This window comes from Actinomadura sp. KC216, assembly GCF_004348535.1.
Lineage (GTDB): Bacteria > Actinomycetota > Actinomycetes > Streptosporangiales > Streptosporangiaceae > Spirillospora.
In genome coordinates, this window is record NZ_SMJX01000216.1 from 1 (window position 1) to 14,448 (window position 14,448).

The following is a 14,448-nucleotide window of genomic DNA, read 5'->3' on the forward strand; positions in this document are numbered from 1 at the left end:
GGCTGGAGCTGGCCCGCCGCCGCGCCGCGATCGTCCAGGCCGTCCGGGCGCTGACCGACCTGGAGTTCGTCAACGGCGGCGGCACCGGCAGCGTCGAGACGACCGCCGCCGAACGCGCGATCACCGAGGTCGCCGCGGGCTCCGGCCTCTACCAGCCGCACCTGTTCGACCAGTACTCCAACTTCACCGGGCGCCCCGCCGCGCTGTTCGCGCTCCCCGTCGTCCGGCGCCCCGCCCCCGGCGTCGCGACCTGCCTCGGCGGCGGCTACCTCGCCTCCGGCCCCGGCGACGCCGTCCGCCTCCCGCAGCCGTACCTGCCCACCGGCCTGCGCTACGACCGCGAAGAGGGCGCGGGCGAGGTGCAGACCCCCCTCCTCGGCCACGCCGCCGACCTCCTCTCCGTCGGCGACCGCGTCTGGTTCCGCCACACCAAGGCCGGAGAACTCTGCGAACGCTTCGCCGCCCTCCACCTGATCGACAACGACAAGATCGTCCGAACCGTCCCCACCTACAGAGGCGAGGGCCAAACCTTCCTGTGAAGGGGGGCGACCCCCTTCGACCCCCGTCACGGCGCAGGCGATCCTCACGCCGCCGTTGCGGCCTGTCGTGCCCGTCACGGGCGTGCGCGGCGTCGCTCCGGTCGCCTGCGCCGCCGGGTCGTGCGACCTCCGGCGCTGGGCGCCTCCGGCCGCACGACCCGTGGCCCCGGCTGAGGTCCCGTCCAAAAAGGTCGGTTGAGGTCTAGGTTGGGGGCATGAGCGATGCTCCCATGATCAGTGTTCGCGGCGAGGCGGTGCTGGAGGCCGAACCGGAGATCGCGCGGCTGTCGGTGCACGTCCAGTCGCAGGAGTCCGACCGGCGTGCCGCCCTCGACCGGCTCACCGAGCGCAACCAGCGCTGCCTCGACCTGGTCAGGTCCTACGGCGAGGCCGTGGAGAGGGTGGAGACGGGCGGGCTGTCGATCACGCCGCTGCTGAAGCAGAAGCGGCGCGAGGGCGACGTCCGCGCCTACCGCGGCACGGTCTGGATCAAGATCACGGTCGGCGACTTCGGGATCCTCGGCGAGCTGGTCACCCGGCTCGGCGACATGGAGCGCACCTACGTGGACGGGCCGGAGTGGGAGCTGCGGCGCGAGAGCGAGGTGTACGGGCGGGCGGCGCGGCAGGCCGCGCACGAGGCCGTCGAGCGCGCCCGCGGCTACGCCGAGGCGCTCGGCTCCCGGCTCACCGGGCTGGTCGAGCTGTCGGACGAGGGCCTCGGCCGCCAGGAGCCGAGGCCCGTCATGATGGCCGCGTACGGGGGCGTGGCCCCGGAGGAGCCCGAGCCGATCGACCTGGAGCCCGCGACGCAGATCGTCCGCGCCACCGTGGAGGCCCGCTTCACCGTGACCCAGCCCGACCTCGACGCGTCCCGCTGAACGGGCAGGGCCCGGCTCCCGTACTCCATGATGTGGGAGGACCGGACTGCGGGGAGTTCCGCATCGGCCTCGGCGTGTACGCCCTGGGACGGCTGCCGGGCGCCGAGGCGGACGAGCTGTCGGCGCATCTGCGCGGCTGCCCGCCGTGCCGCGCCGAGCTCGCCGAGCTGCGCGGCGTCGCGGAGCTGCTCCGCCGCACCATCGCGCACAAGACCATCGTCCCGGCACGCAAAGGCGCCGGCCGCGTCATGCGGACCGGCGCCTCCGGGACGAGGTTCAGCGGCGCTTGCGCCTACGGTTCCAGAGGATCAGGGCGGTCACGGTGACGGCGGCGCCGATGCCCGCCGCCACCAGGCGCTTGTCGATCCCGCCGGACTCCTCGTCGTCGGACTTCTCGGCCGGTCGCACCACCGAGCCGACCGCCCGCGCGACCTGACCGGCCTCCTCCTTCAGCCGCTCGGTGCCCCGCTGCGCGACGTTCTTCGGATTGACCCGGGCGGCGAGCTCGTCGATGGTGCGGGCGAAGCTCTGGCGGGTGAGCTGGAGCTCCCGTTCCAGCGCGTCCGGGTCGCGGGCCCTGTCAGCCATGCCGTGTCCTTATCGTGTCGGGCGAATCCATGACCAGCGAAGTGATCCGAACAGTGTGGCAGGTCTTCCCGCCGGGCGTCCGCCACACCCCAGCCGGTACCGTTGGACGCACCATCCGAGCGAAAGGCGGACAGCGTGTCCGAGCGGCTGCAGCCAGGGGACGTCGCCCCCGAGTTCGAGCTTCCCGACGCCGACGGCGAACCGGTGTCGCTGGCCTCGCTGCGCGGGCGGCGCGCGATCCTGTACTTCTACCCGGCGGCCCTGACGCCCGGGTGCACCAAGGAGGCGGTCGACTTCCAGGGCAGCCTCGGCGACCTGGAGTCCGCGGGCGTCGCGGTCGTGGGAATCTCCCCCGACAAGCCGGCCAAGCTCGCCAAGTTCCGGGAGAAGGAGGGCCTGACCTTCCCGCTGCTGTCGGACGCCGGCACCGAGACCCTCCAGGCGTACGGCGCGTACGGCGAGAAGAAGCTGTACGGCCGTGTCGTCGTCGGCGTCATCCGCTCCACCTTCATCATCGACCCCGACGGCAAGATCGAGAAGGCGTACTACAACGTCCGGGCCACCGGCCACGTAGACCGCCTACGCCGCGACCTGGACCTCTGACCCAGTCCAACCCACCTTGGACGGAACCTAAGCCGGGGTTACGGGTCGTGCGGCCGGAGGCGCCCAGCGCCGGAGGTCGCACGACCCGCCGGTCGAGGGGCCGTTTCGCGAGACGCGCCAGCGGCTCGGGAAACGGTCCGTCGACCGTGACGGGGGTTCCAGGGGGTCGCCCCCTGGGCAAATACAGTGCGGGCGGGGGGATTCGAACCCCCACGGTGTCGCCACCAACAGGACCTAAACCTGCCGCGTATACCTGATTTCGCCACGCCCGCCGGTGCTTCCGGGAAGCGCGTTCAGCTTAGCGTTCTGATCGGCTGACCCGGCAACGTCATTCTCCGGTCGGACGCTCGCGTCAATGCCGAGTGATGGACTGATCACCTGTCCGACCAGGTAAGGGACGCACCCCCACCGGAATTGCGGACAGGCGTTCCAAGATTCCACCAGGGTATTTGCGGAACGCCCTCGGCAGGCGGTCGCGGGCGGCCTAGGCTTGATGAGTCCGTCCGCCCGCACAGTCGGTGACGCCATGACCACATGCTCGGCGGTACCGCCGTGAACGACTCCTTCACGCACCGCGTGCTCCCCTACGACGGCATGGACCAGCTCCTCGACGGCGCCCTGCCCTTCCTCCGGGACGGTGTGGAGGCCGGTGACCGCGTTCTCGCGGTCTGCGGGACCGCGCGGGAGATGCTGCTGCGCGAGGCCCTCGGGCCCGCCGCCGCGGCGGTCGAGTTCGCCGACGCGTCCGAGTGGTACGCGCACCCGTCCCGGACGCTGGCCGACTGCCTCAGCGACGCCGACGACACCGCCGGGACGGGGCGGCGGCTGCGCGTGCTCGGCGACCCGGTGTGGGCGTCGCGGTCGCCGCTGGAGGTCGCCGAGTGGCAGCGTGCGGAGGCCGTCCTGAACGTCGCGTTCCGCGGCACCGGCGCGGCGCTGCTGTGCCCCTACGCGGCCACGCTGCCCGCGGGCGTCGTCGCGGCGGCACGCAAGACGCATCCCGAGACCGTGCGCGGCGCGCGGGCCATCGCCAACCCCGGGTTCGTCGACCCGTGGGCCTTCTGCGAGCAGTGCGACCGCGAGCCGCTGCCCCCGCCGCCGCCCGGCGCCGACACCTTCAAGATCGACCGGCCCGACCTGTTCTGGCTGCGCGCCTACGTGTCGGAGTACGCCCGGCTGACACCGCTGCCCGAGGACGGCGTCCAGCGGCTCCTCGTCGCGGTCACCGAGGTCGTCACCAACGCGCTGCGGCACGGCGAGCCGCCGATCGTGCTGCGCATGTGGACGGACGATTCCGAAGGCGAGCCCGCCTTCGTCTGCGAGGTCACCGACGGGGGCACGTGGCCGCCGGGCAGCGGCTACGGGCTGATCCCGCCGCGCCCGCGGGCCGCCAAGTCCGACGGGCGGTTCGGGCTGTGGGCGGTGCGGCTGCTGTGCTCGGTCGTCCAGATCCGGACGGGCGACCACGGCAGCGTCGTCCGCCTGCGGCTGACCTTGCCTTCCTCCGCCGACGTGGACGGAGCGTGAGGAACTCCATGCGTTGGGCTTCCAAAACGCCGACGGCGGCGTACGCTGAACCAATCACCGACCTGGATGGGCAGGCCATGGACACACCCTGGTTCGCCAAGCGCCCCGTCAGCGGCGTCCGGCCCGGAGATCACGGCTGGCTGGCCTACAGCGGTTCCGAGGAGCGCGACCGGGTCATCGGGCCCTTCGTCCAGGAGGGCCTGCAGACGAACGAGAAGGTCGTGTACGTCACCGACGCGCCGCCCGAGCGGCTCCCCGGCCTCGGCGAACGGCACCGGATCGACGTGGACGCCTACCGCAGGACCGGCCAGCTCCGGGTGATCTCACGCCAGGACGCCTGCCTCGACCGCTACGGCGGTTTCGCGCCCGCCAGGATGGTCGACACCCTCGGCCGCGAGGTCGACGAGGCGTTCGACCAGGGCTTCCGCGCCGTCCGCATCACCACCGACTACAGCTGGCTGCTGACCGAGCCGCGCTCCGACCTCGGCCAGATGCTGGGCTGCGAGCACCGGGTCGGCGACGCCGTCTCGCCGAGCACCATGGCCATGGCGATCTGCCAGATCGACCAGCACGCGTGCCGGCGTGAAGAGCTCATCGCCCTCCGCGACACACACGAGGTTCTCGTGGAAGTGAACCCCGAATTCGATGACGGGATCCTGAAGATAGTGCGCACTTTCGAACCCGATGGCCTGCGCGTCGAAGGAGAGCTCGACGCCGCCCGGCACGCCGTGTTCGCCGAGCAGCTCACCCAGGTCAGCAAGGAGCGCCGCCGCGTCCACCTGGACCTGTCCCGGCTCGCGTTCATCGACCTCGGCGGCCTGCACCTGATGGCGCGGCACGCCACCGTCCTGCCGGCGGGCGAGCCGCTGGTGCTCGACCGCCTGGCGCCCGGCGTGGAGAGCGTCATCGAGATGGTCGGCTGGCACCGGCTGCCGGGCCTCACCCGCGGCGACGACGGATCGCTCTCCGGCTCGAAGGGGGTCGGCCGATGACCATAGAGCACAGGGCCTTCCTGTACCGCGACGTCGAGGAGTTCCTGGACGTCACCATCCCGTTCCTCAAGTCCGGGCTGGAGCGCGACCAGGCCGTGATCGCCGTGGCCCGCGAACCCAACCTGATCGCCCTGCGGGACGTGCTCGCGGCCGACGCCCCGCCGATCCAGTACTTCGACTCCGCCGACTTCTACCGGCATCCCGTCCACACCCTGCGCGACTACCAGAACGTCGTGAAGGAGAGCTTGCCGCGCACCGTCTGCGCGCTCGCCGAGCCCGTCTGGGACGGCTGGGACGAGCGGCAGACCCTGGAGTGGATCCGCTACGAGTCCCTCATCAACGTCGTGTTCGACGGCTCCGGCGCCCGCGCGCTCTGCCCCTACGACACCGGGACGCTGCCGCCCCGGGTCGTCGCGGAGGCGCGGCGCACCCATCCGTGGATGGTGTCCCCCGGGCGCACCGAACGCAGCGGCGAGTACGTCGACCCGGTGACGTTCGGCTCCCGCTGCGACCGCGGGCTGCGCTTCGACCGCCCGCGCGACGCCGACTACCTGCCCATCGACGGCGACGACCTGCACGCGCTGCGGGCCTTCGTCGGCGACCGCGCCGTCAAGCACGGCCTCGCCCCGCAGCGGGCGCAGAACCTCGTCACCGCCGCGAACGAGGTCGCCGCGAACGCGCTGCAGCACGGCACGCCCCCGATCGGGCTCTGGGTGTGGCAGGACGGCACCGACCTCATCTGCGAGATCGGCGACAACGGCTTCTGGCGCCCCGGCCCGAGCCCGCTCACCGGCTTCATCCCGCCCGACTCGGCCCTCCAGCGCGGCTTCGGCCTCTGGACCGTCCGCCTCCTGGTCGACCTGATGGAACTCCGCGCCGGCTGGGACGGCACCTTCGTCCGCCTGCGCGTCCGTTAGGCGAGAGCGTCGGGGATCAGGGCCGCCAGGGCGCGGAAGGCCCTGCCTCGGTGGCTGATGGCGTCCTTTTCCTCCGGGGGCATCTCGGCGGTGGTGCGGGTCTCGCCCTCGGGGACGAAGACCGGGTCGTAGCCGAAACCGCCCGTCCCGCGGGGTTCGCGGATCACGGTGCCGCGCAGCCGGCCCTCGACGGCGTGCTCCACGCCGCCCGGGACGACCAGGACGGCCGCGCACACGAACGCCCCGCCGCGCTGGTCGTCGGGCACGTCGGCGATCTGGTCGAGGACGAGCCGCAGGTTCGCGGCGTCGCGGTCGCCGGTGGCGGCGCCGAAGCGTCCCGACCAGCGGGCGGACAGGACGCCCGGCATGCCGTTCAGCGCGTCCACGCACAGGCCCGAGTCGTCGGCGACGGCGGGCAGGCCGGTGAACGCGGAGATCGCGCGGGCCTTCAGCAGCGCGTTGCCCTCGAACGTCAGCTCCGTCTCCGCCACGTCGGGCGCGCCGGGGAAGTCGTCGAGGCCGGCGATGTCGAGGTCGCCGAGGATGCGTTCCAGCTCCGCGACCTTGCCCTGGTTGTGGGTCGCGAGGACGATCCTCGTCATCGGGCGAGGGCCTCGGCCTGGAGCCGGGTCAGCTCGGCGCAGCCGGCGGAGGCGAGGTCGAGCAGCGCGTCCAGCTCGGAGCGGTCGAACGGGGCGCGCTCCGCGGTGCCCTGCACCTCGGCGAAGCGGCCGTCGCCCGTGCACACCACGTTCATGTCGGTGTTGGCGGCGCCGTCCTCCTCGTAGCAGAGGTCGAGGCGGGGCTCGCCGTCCACGACGCCGACGCTGACCGCCGCCACGGACGTGATGAGCGGGTCGCCGCGCAGCAGCTTGCGGCCCCGCATCCAGGAGACGGCGTCGGCGAGCGCCACGTACGCGCCGGTGATCGCGGCGGTGCGGGTGCCGCCGTCGGCCTGGAGGACGTCGCAGTCGAGCTGGACGGTGTTCTCCCCGAGCGCCTTGAAGTCGACGCACGCGCGGATGGACCGCCCGATCAGCCGGGAGATCTCGTGGGTGCGGCCGCCGATCCGGCCCCGGACGGCCTCGCGGTCGTTGCGGGTGTTGGTGGCGCGGGGCAGCATCGCGTACTCGGCGGTGACCCAGCCGAGGCCGCTGTCGCGCCGCCAGCGGGGCACCGAGTCCTGCACGGACGCGGCGCACAGCACCCGGGTCGCGCCGAACTCGATCAGCACCGACCCCTCCGCGTGGTCGAGCCATCCGCGCTGGATGCGGACGGGACGGAGCTGGTCGTAAGCGCGATCATCGGGGCGAGCCATGCGGAACACCCTAGCGGGATTCAGAGGGTGTACTGGGCGCCCACACGGGCCAGCTCGATGGGGCCGTCGTAGCCGCTGGCCTTGGCCTCCTTGAACGAGACGTCCGCATCGTTCCACGGCACCAGATGGGTGAGGACGAGCCGTCCCGTCCCGGCGCGGGCGGCGTGCTCGCCGGCCTCGCGGGCGGTCAGGTGGAGCGCGGCGGGCAGGCCCGGCTTGTCGAGGAAGGACGCCTCGCAGAGGAACAGGTCGGCGCCGCTCGCGAGCTCGACCAGCGTGTCCGACGCGCCCGTGTCGCCGGAGTAGGCGAGGGTCTTGCCGCCGTACTCGATGCGGAACGCGTACGCCTCCACCGGGTGCGGCATCAGCGCGGTCGTCACGCGGAACGGGCCGATGTCGTAGGGGCCGCGGCGCAGCGTCCGGAAGTCGAACGCCCCGGACATGCCGGGCTCGGGGTCCAGGTCGTAGGCCTTGGCCATGCGCGCGGCGGTGCCTTCCGGGCCGTGCACCGGGATCCGCGGCGCCGGGCCGCTCGGCCGGTACGTGCGCGCCACCCAGTAACCGCACAGGTCGAGGCAGTGATCGGCGTGCAGGTGCGAGATGCAGACGGCGTCGATCTCGTACAGCGAGCGGAAGCGCTGCAGCGACCCGAGCGCGCCGTTGCCGAGATCGAGCACCAGCGCGTAGCCGTCCGCCTCGATCAGGTAGCTGGACGCGGGGCTGTCCGGCCCGGGAAAGCTCCCCGAGCAGCCGATCACTGTGACCCGCACGCTCACTCCTCCTTCGGGTCCCCGAGGAATCAGGTGGTCAGAGAGCCGGCACCCGGTTGACGTCGGTGGCGGTCCGGTCGGCACCCGCCACCAGTGTGACCCGGTCGTCCGCGGGATTCGAGGTGCCGCCGCCGGGCGTCGCCGATCCCGATGGGAGCGTCGGGAGGCCGTCCCCCCGCGATGGGTCTGACATGGTGCACAAGGCTAAGCGACGCGGCCGCGCGCGGGCGCGACATGCGTTGGACATCACATCGCCATGCGGCGGAAAACCGTCCAGCTCACGCGGCGCGCGCCTGATGCGGTCGCGGGCCGGGCCGAAACGCCGGTGATTCGGCTCACGCCCGGTGCGCGGACCAGCGGCCGCGCGGATCAGCGGTCGCGGGGGGCGCGGGCGAGCTGGCGGCTCTGCGCGACGAGCCGTCCGGTGGAGTCCCAGACCTCGACGTCCTCGTCGAACCAGCCGTCGGAAAGGACGCGCCCGCTGCCGTGCAGGGCGAGCCAGCCCGGCGCGGGAACGGCCCGCATGTGCCAGGTCAGCTCGACGGTCGGCGCCCAGCCCCGCGCGCCGAGGTTCAGCACGACGGGCGGCAGCGCGTCCACGGCGAGCGCGAGCGCGTAGGCGTCGGGCCGGTGGCCGTCGCGGAGCCGGAACCAGCCGCGGATCTCTGGCCGCCCGCTGGGGCGCCCGTCGAGCCAGCCCATCATGGACCGGTCGAAGCGCATGTCGACCTGGTCGGCGAAGCCGCCGCCGGTCGGCGGCCGGGGTTCGGTGCACTCCTCCAGCGGCGGCAGGCCGGTCGGCGCGGTGCCGGTCCAGGCGAGTCCGGCGGCGGGGTCCAGAGTGGCCGTGGTGATCAGCGCGTCCGCCGCGGTGCGGCCGTCCTGGACGAGCGAGACCCGGAAGGTGGCCGCCGTGCGCCCCTCCTTGCGCGGCTCGACGATCACCTCGGCGGGGCCGGGCACGGCGACGCGGTGGAAGGTCACCGCGGTCGAGACGGGGTGCGCGTGCGGGGACGCGGCGACGGCGGCGCGGTCCAGGACGGCCATGAGGTAACCGCCGTTGAGCGCCTCGCCGATGAGGTAACCCGCGTCCAGGACGGCGCCGTACCGCCCCTCGCCCGCCGGTTCGACCGCGGTCGCCGCACCGAACCCGCTCACCCCGCACCCTCCCAAACTTCTAGAATGACGTTCGAGAACGCACTCTACCGCGAGGGGCGGGGCAGCGCGGCTCAGGCCCAGAGCTGGCCTTCGAGGCGGGCCTCGGCCTCCTCCAGGGTGCCGCCGTACGCGCCGGTGGACAGGTACTTCCAGCCGCCGTCCGCGACCACGAACGCGATGTCGGCGCGCTCGCCCGCCTTGACCGCCTTGGCCGCCATCCCGATCGCGGCGTGCAGCGCGCCGCCGGTGGAGATGCCCGCGAAGATGCCCTCCTGCTGGAGCAGCTCGCGGGTGCGGCGCAGCGCGTCCCCCGAGGTGACGGAGAACCGGGTGGTCAGGACGGAGTCGTCGTACAGCTCGGGGATGAAGCCCTCGTCGATGTTGCGCAGCCCGTACACCAGGTCGCCGTACCGGGGCTCCGCCGCGACGATCTTGACGTCCGGCACCCGCTCGCGCAGGAACCGGCCGACGCCCATCAGCGTGCCCGTGGTGCCGAGCCCCGCGACGAAGTGCGTCACGGTCGGGAGGTCCTCCAGGATCTCGGGGCCGGTCGTCTCGTAGTGCGCGAGCGCGTTGGCCTCGTTGCCGTACTGGTAGAGCATCACCCAGTCGGGGTTCTCCTCCGCCAGCCCCTTCGCGACCCGGACGGCCTCGTTCGACCCGCCCGCCGCCGGCGAGAAGATGATCCGGGCGCCCCACATCTCCAGGAGCTGGCGGCGCTCCGCGGACGTGTTCTCCGGCATCACGCAGATCATCTTGTAGCCGCGCAGCGTGGCGACCATGGCGAGGGAGATGCCGGTGTTGCCGGACGTCGGCTCCAGGATCGTGCAGCCGGGCGTCAGCAGCCCCTCCTTCTCCGCCTTCTCGATCATGTAGAAGGCGGGCCGGTCCTTGACCGAGCCGGTGGGGTTGCGGTCCTCAAGCTTGGCCCAGATCCGCACGTCGGCGGACGGAGAGAGCCGCGGCAGCCCGACCAGCGGGGTGCGGCCGAGCGAGTCCAGCAGCGAGTCGAAGCGCATGTGTCTGCTCTGTTCTGTCGGCTCGGTCTCGCGGGCGCGGGGTCAGCCGCCGGCCACGGCGGGCAGGATCGTGACGTTGTCGCCGTCGGAGACCTCGGTCTCCAGGCCGCCGAGAAAGCGCACGTCCTCGTCGTTGAGGTAGACGTTGACGAACTTGCGCAGGCCCTTGCCGTCGACCAGCCGGTCGCGCAGGCCGGGGTGGCGCGCGTCCAGGTCGGTGAACAGCTCGTCCAGCGTGCCGCCCTTGCCTTCGACGGCCTTGGCGCCGTCGGTGAGGTTGCGCAGGATCGTGGGGATCCGGACCTCGATCGCCATCGGGTGGTCTCCTTCTACGTCGTACGGGGCTCCCCGCCCTCTAACCTGCTCACAACCGGGCGGGCAGCGGGATGATTCCGGGCATGTTGGGGCGTGTTCGGGCCTCTCCCGGGGCGGGATCGGCGCGTCAGCGACAGTCGTAGACGACCTCGGCGCGCGAGTGCCCGAACAGGAAGCTCTGTACGGGTGGGACGGCGGAGGAGCCGGTGCGGCGCCGCGCGCCGGCCGAACCCTGCTTACCCGTCCACATGACGCCCAGTTTACCGGGCGCGTTCCGGACGACCCTCGCTGCCATCCCCGCCGCCGTCAGCCGTAGGAGTCGACGATCGTGACCTCTTCCTCGGTCACTTCGCCGTCCACGATCCGGTACGAGCGGAACTCGTGTTCGTCCGCGTCGCGGGTGGAGACGAGCACGTAGTGGGCGTTCGGCTCGGCGGCGTAGGAGATGTCGGTGCGGGACGGGTACGCCTCGGTCGAGGTGTGCGAGTGGTAGATCACCACGGGCTCCTCGTCCCGGTCGTCCATCTCCCGCCACACCTTGAGCTGCTCCTGGGAGTCGAACCGGTAGAACGTCGGGGAGCGCTCGGCGTTCGTCATCGCGATGTACCGGACGGGACGGTCCGAGCCGAGGGGACCGGCGATGACGCCGCAGGCCTCGTCAGGGTGGTCGGCGCGCGCATGCGCGACGATCTTGTCGACCAGGGCCCGTTCGATCGTCAGCATGATCCGAAGGCTACCCGGCCCCGCCCCCGTCCGTGCTACTCGAAACTAGTCCGAAACCGTCCGGGCCAAACGGTCACCACAGGACGCGGACCAGGCTCTCCTGCAGCGACGTGAGCCAGTCGTAGGCGGCGAACATGGGGGCGCGCGGGTCGTCCGGGGACATGTTCTCCGCCTCCTCGTACCACTCCTCGGTGATGTCCAGCCGGGTGCCGAGCGCCAGCCGGACGTCGTTGAGGGCCCGCAGCCACGCCTGCGCCTGCTTCTCGTCCAGGACGATCTCGGACTCGGGACCGGCCAGCGAGGCCAGCACGATCCCGGCCGCCTCCCGCTTGCCGTCGCGCAGGCCCATCTCGGTGTAGCGGCGGAACTCCGTCGCGGACGTGCCGTCGTCGCGGTAGGCGTCGGGGAACAGCCGCGCCAGGACGGGGTCGTCCGGCGTGGTGGCGTTCTCGGCGATGCCCATGGACGCGAGCTCGTCGTCCTTGCCGGGCGCCTCGCCGATCAGCGCGAGGAGCTGCTCCATGAGGGCGCGCAGGAGCGCGACCTCCTCGGGCTCCAGCCGCATCCGGACGGCGCCGTCGCGTGTCTTCTTCACATGGCTCATCCGGGCTCAGTCGTCCCGCTTGACGGTGGCCCACAGGCCGTAGGAATGGAGGATCTCCACGTCGCGCTCCATCTCCTCGCGGGTGCCGTTCGCGACCACGGCGCGGCCCTTGTGGTGGACGTCGAGCATCAGCTTCTCGGCCTTGGCCTTGGGATATGCGAAGACGGCCTGGAACACGTACGTGACGTACGACATCAGGTTGATCGGATCGTTCCAGACGATGGCCAGCCATGGCCGGTCGGCGCTGACGTCCTCGTCGGCGTCCGGTCGCTCCAGTTCGACGGGCGCGGGCGCCGTGCTCATGGCGCTCATTCCGCTCGCCTCCCTCTCTGCGTGAAGTCGGTGGCCCACCGCACCCGATGCTATGCGCCGCTGCCGGCGGATGTGGCGGGGTACCGGTGTGGCGGGCTGCACGACCATGGTGCCCACAGCGGGCCGTAAGGTTCCACCTGTGGACCTAGACGACGGTACTGCCCTGCTCACCGACCGGTACGAGCTGACCATGCTCCAGGCCGCGCTGCGCAGCGGGACGGCCGGCCGGCGCGCCGTGTTCGAGGTGTTCGCGCGGAGCCTGCCCGCGGGCCGCCGCTACGGCGTCATCGCCGGGACGGGACGCCTCCTCGACGCGATCGGGCGGTTCCGTTTCGACGCCGCCGAGCTGGACTACCTGACCTCCAACGGCATCGTGGACGAGCCCACCGCGCAATGGCTGGAGAAGTATCGCTTCACCGGGAACGTCTGGGGTTATGCCGAGGGCGACTGCTATTTCCCGGAATCGCCGATCCTGGTGGTGGAGGGGACGTTCGCGGAGGCCGTCCTGCTGGAGACCGTTGCGCTGTCGATCCTCAACCACGACTGCGCGATCGCGTCGGCCGCGTCGCGGATGGTGCAGGCGGCGCAGGACCGCCCGATCATCGAGATGGGGTCGCGGCGGACGCACGAGCGCGCCGCCGTGGCGTCCGCCCGCGCCGCCTACATCGCGGGGTTCGCCACCACGTCCAACCTGGAGGCGGGGCGGCTCTACGGGGTGCCGACCGCCGGGACGAGCGCGCATTCGTTCACGCTCCTGCACGACAGCGAGCGGCACGCGTTCAAGGCCCAGCTCGCCGCGCTCGGCGAGAGCACCACGCTGCTCATCGACACCTACGACGTGGAGCGGGCGGTGCGCACGGCGGTGGAGCTCGCCGGGCCGTCGCTCGGGGCCGTCCGCATCGACAGCGGTGACCTCGGGGTGGTGGCGCGGCGCGTCCGCGACCAGCTCGACTCGCTCGGCGCGCACGGCACCCGCATCGTGGTCACCGGCGACCTGGACGAGTTCGGCATCGCCGCCCTCGCCGCCGCGCCGGTGGACGGCTACGGCGTCGGGACGTCCCTCGTGACCGGCTCCGGCGCGCCCACGGCGTCGCTCGTCTACAAGCTCGTCGCCCGCTCGGACGGCCCCGACGACGACGCGCCCATGCGCCCGGTCGCCAAGCGCTCCACCGGCAAGCCGAGCCGCGGCGGGCGCAAGACCGCCGTCCGCCGCATCGACGGCCACGGCGCCGCCTACGCCGAGACCGTCTCCACCGGCGAGCCGACGCCCGGCCCGCGCGACCGCGTCCTGCAGATACCACTGGTGCGGGACGGCGAGATCGTCGGGCGCGAACCCCTCGCCGAGGCCAGGGAGCGCCACGCGCGCGCGATCGCCGAACTGCCGCCGACGGCGACGCAGCTCTCCAGGGGCGAGCCCGCGGTCCCCACCGAGTTCGTCAACGGCGGCCCGCGCCACTGAGGAACATCCGGGCGGAGCTGGGGTACGGTCCCCATTGAGCCCTTTTCATCCTGCGACGGGCCGAGAATGCCACGTCTCACAAGAGAGCGGATGAATCGGACTTTTCGGTCGGGGTGCCTCGTACAGGGAGCGGTCATGGGCAAGAAGGCTCTGATCATCGTCGATGTGCAGAACGACTTCTGCGAGGGCGGCTCCCTCGCGGTCACCGGCGGGGCGGACGTGGCCACGGCCATCTCCGGGTACATGGCGGGGCACCGGCCCGAGTACGCGCACATCGTCGCCACCCGCGACTTCCACCTCGACCCGGGCGACCACTTCTCCGCCGAGCCCGACTTCGTCGACACGTGGCCGCCGCACTGCGTGATCGGCACGCCGGGCGCCGACTTCCACCCCAACCTGGCGCTCGCGCCGATCGAGGCCGTCTTCAGCAAGGGCCGCGAGACCGCCGCCTACAGCGGCTTCGAGGGCGTGTCCGACGACGAGACGCCCCTCGCCGACTGGCTCGCCGCCCGCGGCGTGGACGCCGTCGACATCGCGGGCATCGCCACCGACCACTGCGTCCGCGCCACCGCCGTGGACGCGGCCCGCGCGGGCCTGCGCACCGCCGTCCTGCTCGACCTCACCGCCGGGGTCAGCAAGGCGACCGTCGACCGCGCGCTGGACGAGCTCGCCCAGGAGGGGATCGTCATGTCCGGGGCCCCCGTCGTGGCGTCCTGACCATGGCAC

General features: G+C 72.3%; 20 protein-coding genes, 1 tRNA gene and 1 pseudogene. 9 read left to right on the top strand and 13 right to left on the bottom strand.

What is annotated here, in order from left to right:
- The 3 genes and pseudogenes from E1264_RS29475 to E1264_RS29485 all read left to right on the top strand — a co-directional run.
- A pseudogene (locus tag E1264_RS29475) lies at window positions 1-539 on the top strand (amino acid deaminase/aldolase); the annotation flags it as partial.
- A 215-nt stretch (window positions 540-754) separates the two neighbouring features.
- A complete protein-coding gene (locus tag E1264_RS29480; protein ID WP_132178718.1) occupies window positions 755-1,417 on the top strand; it encodes an SIMPL domain-containing protein in 663 nt (220 codons plus the stop codon).
- A gap of 32 nt (window positions 1,418-1,449) precedes the next feature.
- Complete coding sequence (locus E1264_RS29485) at window positions 1,450-1,743, top strand: zf-HC2 domain-containing protein (protein WP_132178719.1); 294 nt, start codon at window positions 1,450-1,452, stop codon at window positions 1,741-1,743.
- On the opposite strand, the gene E1264_RS29490 is transcribed toward E1264_RS29485, so the two are convergent.
- Window positions 1,694-2,005, bottom strand: coding sequence for a DUF3618 domain-containing protein (locus tag E1264_RS29490; RefSeq protein WP_132178720.1), 312 nt, complete (start codon window positions 2,003-2,005; stop codon window positions 1,694-1,696). The two genes, E1264_RS29485 and E1264_RS29490, sit on opposite strands and share 50 nt — an antisense overlap.
- A gap of 135 nt (window positions 2,006-2,140) precedes the next feature.
- Here E1264_RS29490 and bcp point away from each other — a divergent pair, with 135 nt between their 5' ends.
- Window positions 2,141-2,608, top strand: a complete 468-nt coding sequence (bcp, locus tag E1264_RS29495) for a thioredoxin-dependent thiol peroxidase (RefSeq protein WP_132178721.1) — start codon at window positions 2,141-2,143, stop codon at window positions 2,606-2,608.
- A gap of 187 nt (window positions 2,609-2,795) precedes the next feature.
- On the opposite strand, the gene E1264_RS29500 is transcribed toward bcp, so the two are convergent.
- Window positions 2,796-2,880, bottom strand: a tRNA-Leu gene (locus E1264_RS29500).
- Window positions 2,881-3,142: 262 nt separating this feature from the next.
- Between E1264_RS29500 and E1264_RS29505 the strand changes: the two genes are divergently transcribed.
- The 3 genes from E1264_RS29505 (at window position 3,143) to E1264_RS29515 (ending at window position 6,044) form a co-directional block, all read left to right on the top strand.
- The gene (locus E1264_RS29505; protein ID WP_132178722.1) at window positions 3,143-4,135 is read left to right on the top strand and encodes a sensor histidine kinase; all 993 of its coding nucleotides are present in this window, start codon (window positions 3,143-3,145) and stop codon (window positions 4,133-4,135) included.
- 77 nt (window positions 4,136-4,212) lie between these two features.
- On the top strand, window positions 4,213-5,127 hold the full coding sequence (locus E1264_RS29510) for an MEDS domain-containing protein (RefSeq protein ID WP_132178723.1): 915 nt from the start codon (window positions 4,213-4,215) through the stop codon (window positions 5,125-5,127).
- A complete protein-coding gene (locus E1264_RS29515) occupies window positions 5,124-6,044 on the top strand; it encodes a sensor histidine kinase (RefSeq protein WP_132178724.1) in 921 nt (306 codons plus the stop codon). Before E1264_RS29510 ends, E1264_RS29515 begins: the two co-directional genes overlap by 4 nt.
- Here E1264_RS29515 and rdgB read toward each other — a convergent pair.
- From rdgB to clpS, 11 genes are all read right to left on the bottom strand, one after another.
- Window positions 6,041-6,646, bottom strand: coding sequence for an RdgB/HAM1 family non-canonical purine NTP pyrophosphatase (gene rdgB / locus E1264_RS29520; RefSeq protein WP_132178725.1), 606 nt, complete (start codon window positions 6,644-6,646; stop codon window positions 6,041-6,043). The two genes, E1264_RS29515 and rdgB, sit on opposite strands and share 4 nt — an antisense overlap.
- The gene (gene rph / locus E1264_RS29525) at window positions 6,643-7,362 is read right to left on the bottom strand and encodes a ribonuclease PH (RefSeq protein ID WP_132178726.1); all 720 of its coding nucleotides are present in this window, start codon (window positions 7,360-7,362) and stop codon (window positions 6,643-6,645) included. Before rph ends, rdgB begins: the two co-directional genes overlap by 4 nt.
- 20 nt (window positions 7,363-7,382) lie before the next feature.
- Window positions 7,383-8,132, bottom strand: a complete 750-nt coding sequence (locus E1264_RS29530; RefSeq protein WP_132178727.1) for an MBL fold metallo-hydrolase — start codon at window positions 8,130-8,132, stop codon at window positions 7,383-7,385.
- A 37-nt stretch (window positions 8,133-8,169) separates the two neighbouring features.
- Window positions 8,170-8,325, bottom strand: a complete 156-nt coding sequence (locus tag E1264_RS43805) for a hypothetical protein (protein WP_165964447.1) — start codon at window positions 8,323-8,325, stop codon at window positions 8,170-8,172.
- 176 nt (window positions 8,326-8,501) lie between these two features.
- Window positions 8,502-9,290: a thioesterase family protein gene (locus tag E1264_RS29535; protein ID WP_132178728.1), complete on the bottom strand. Its 789-nt coding sequence runs from the start codon at window positions 9,288-9,290 to the stop codon at window positions 8,502-8,504.
- A gap of 71 nt (window positions 9,291-9,361) precedes the next feature.
- Entirely contained in the window at window positions 9,362-10,309 is a 948-nt protein-coding gene (locus tag E1264_RS29540; RefSeq protein WP_132178729.1) for a cysteine synthase, read from the bottom strand.
- A gap of 42 nt (window positions 10,310-10,351) precedes the next feature.
- Window positions 10,352-10,624, bottom strand: a complete 273-nt coding sequence (locus E1264_RS29545) for a MoaD/ThiS family protein (protein WP_132178730.1) — start codon at window positions 10,622-10,624, stop codon at window positions 10,352-10,354.
- Window positions 10,625-10,751: 127 nt separating this feature from the next.
- The gene (locus E1264_RS46035; RefSeq protein WP_279491578.1) at window positions 10,752-10,874 is read right to left on the bottom strand and encodes a hypothetical protein; all 123 of its coding nucleotides are present in this window, start codon (window positions 10,872-10,874) and stop codon (window positions 10,752-10,754) included.
- 56 nt (window positions 10,875-10,930) lie between these two features.
- Window positions 10,931-11,347, bottom strand: coding sequence for a M67 family metallopeptidase (locus E1264_RS29550; RefSeq protein ID WP_132178731.1), 417 nt, complete (start codon window positions 11,345-11,347; stop codon window positions 10,931-10,933).
- Window positions 11,348-11,420: 73 nt separating this feature from the next.
- On the bottom strand, window positions 11,421-11,951 hold the full coding sequence (locus tag E1264_RS29555; protein WP_132178732.1) for a DUF2017 domain-containing protein: 531 nt from the start codon (window positions 11,949-11,951) through the stop codon (window positions 11,421-11,423).
- A gap of 6 nt (window positions 11,952-11,957) precedes the next feature.
- Complete coding sequence (gene clpS / locus E1264_RS29560; protein ID WP_132178735.1) at window positions 11,958-12,254, bottom strand: ATP-dependent Clp protease adapter ClpS; 297 nt, start codon at window positions 12,252-12,254, stop codon at window positions 11,958-11,960.
- 115 nt (window positions 12,255-12,369) lie between these two features.
- On the opposite strand from clpS, the gene E1264_RS29565 reads away from it, so the two are divergent.
- Entirely contained in the window at window positions 12,370-13,722 is a 1,353-nt protein-coding gene (locus E1264_RS29565; protein ID WP_132178733.1) for a nicotinate phosphoribosyltransferase, read from the top strand.
- Window positions 13,723-13,857: 135 nt separating this feature from the next.
- Window positions 13,858-14,439: an isochorismatase family protein gene (locus tag E1264_RS29570; RefSeq protein WP_132178734.1), complete on the top strand. Its 582-nt coding sequence runs from the start codon at window positions 13,858-13,860 to the stop codon at window positions 14,437-14,439.
- Window positions 14,440-14,448 lie beyond the last annotated feature (9 nt).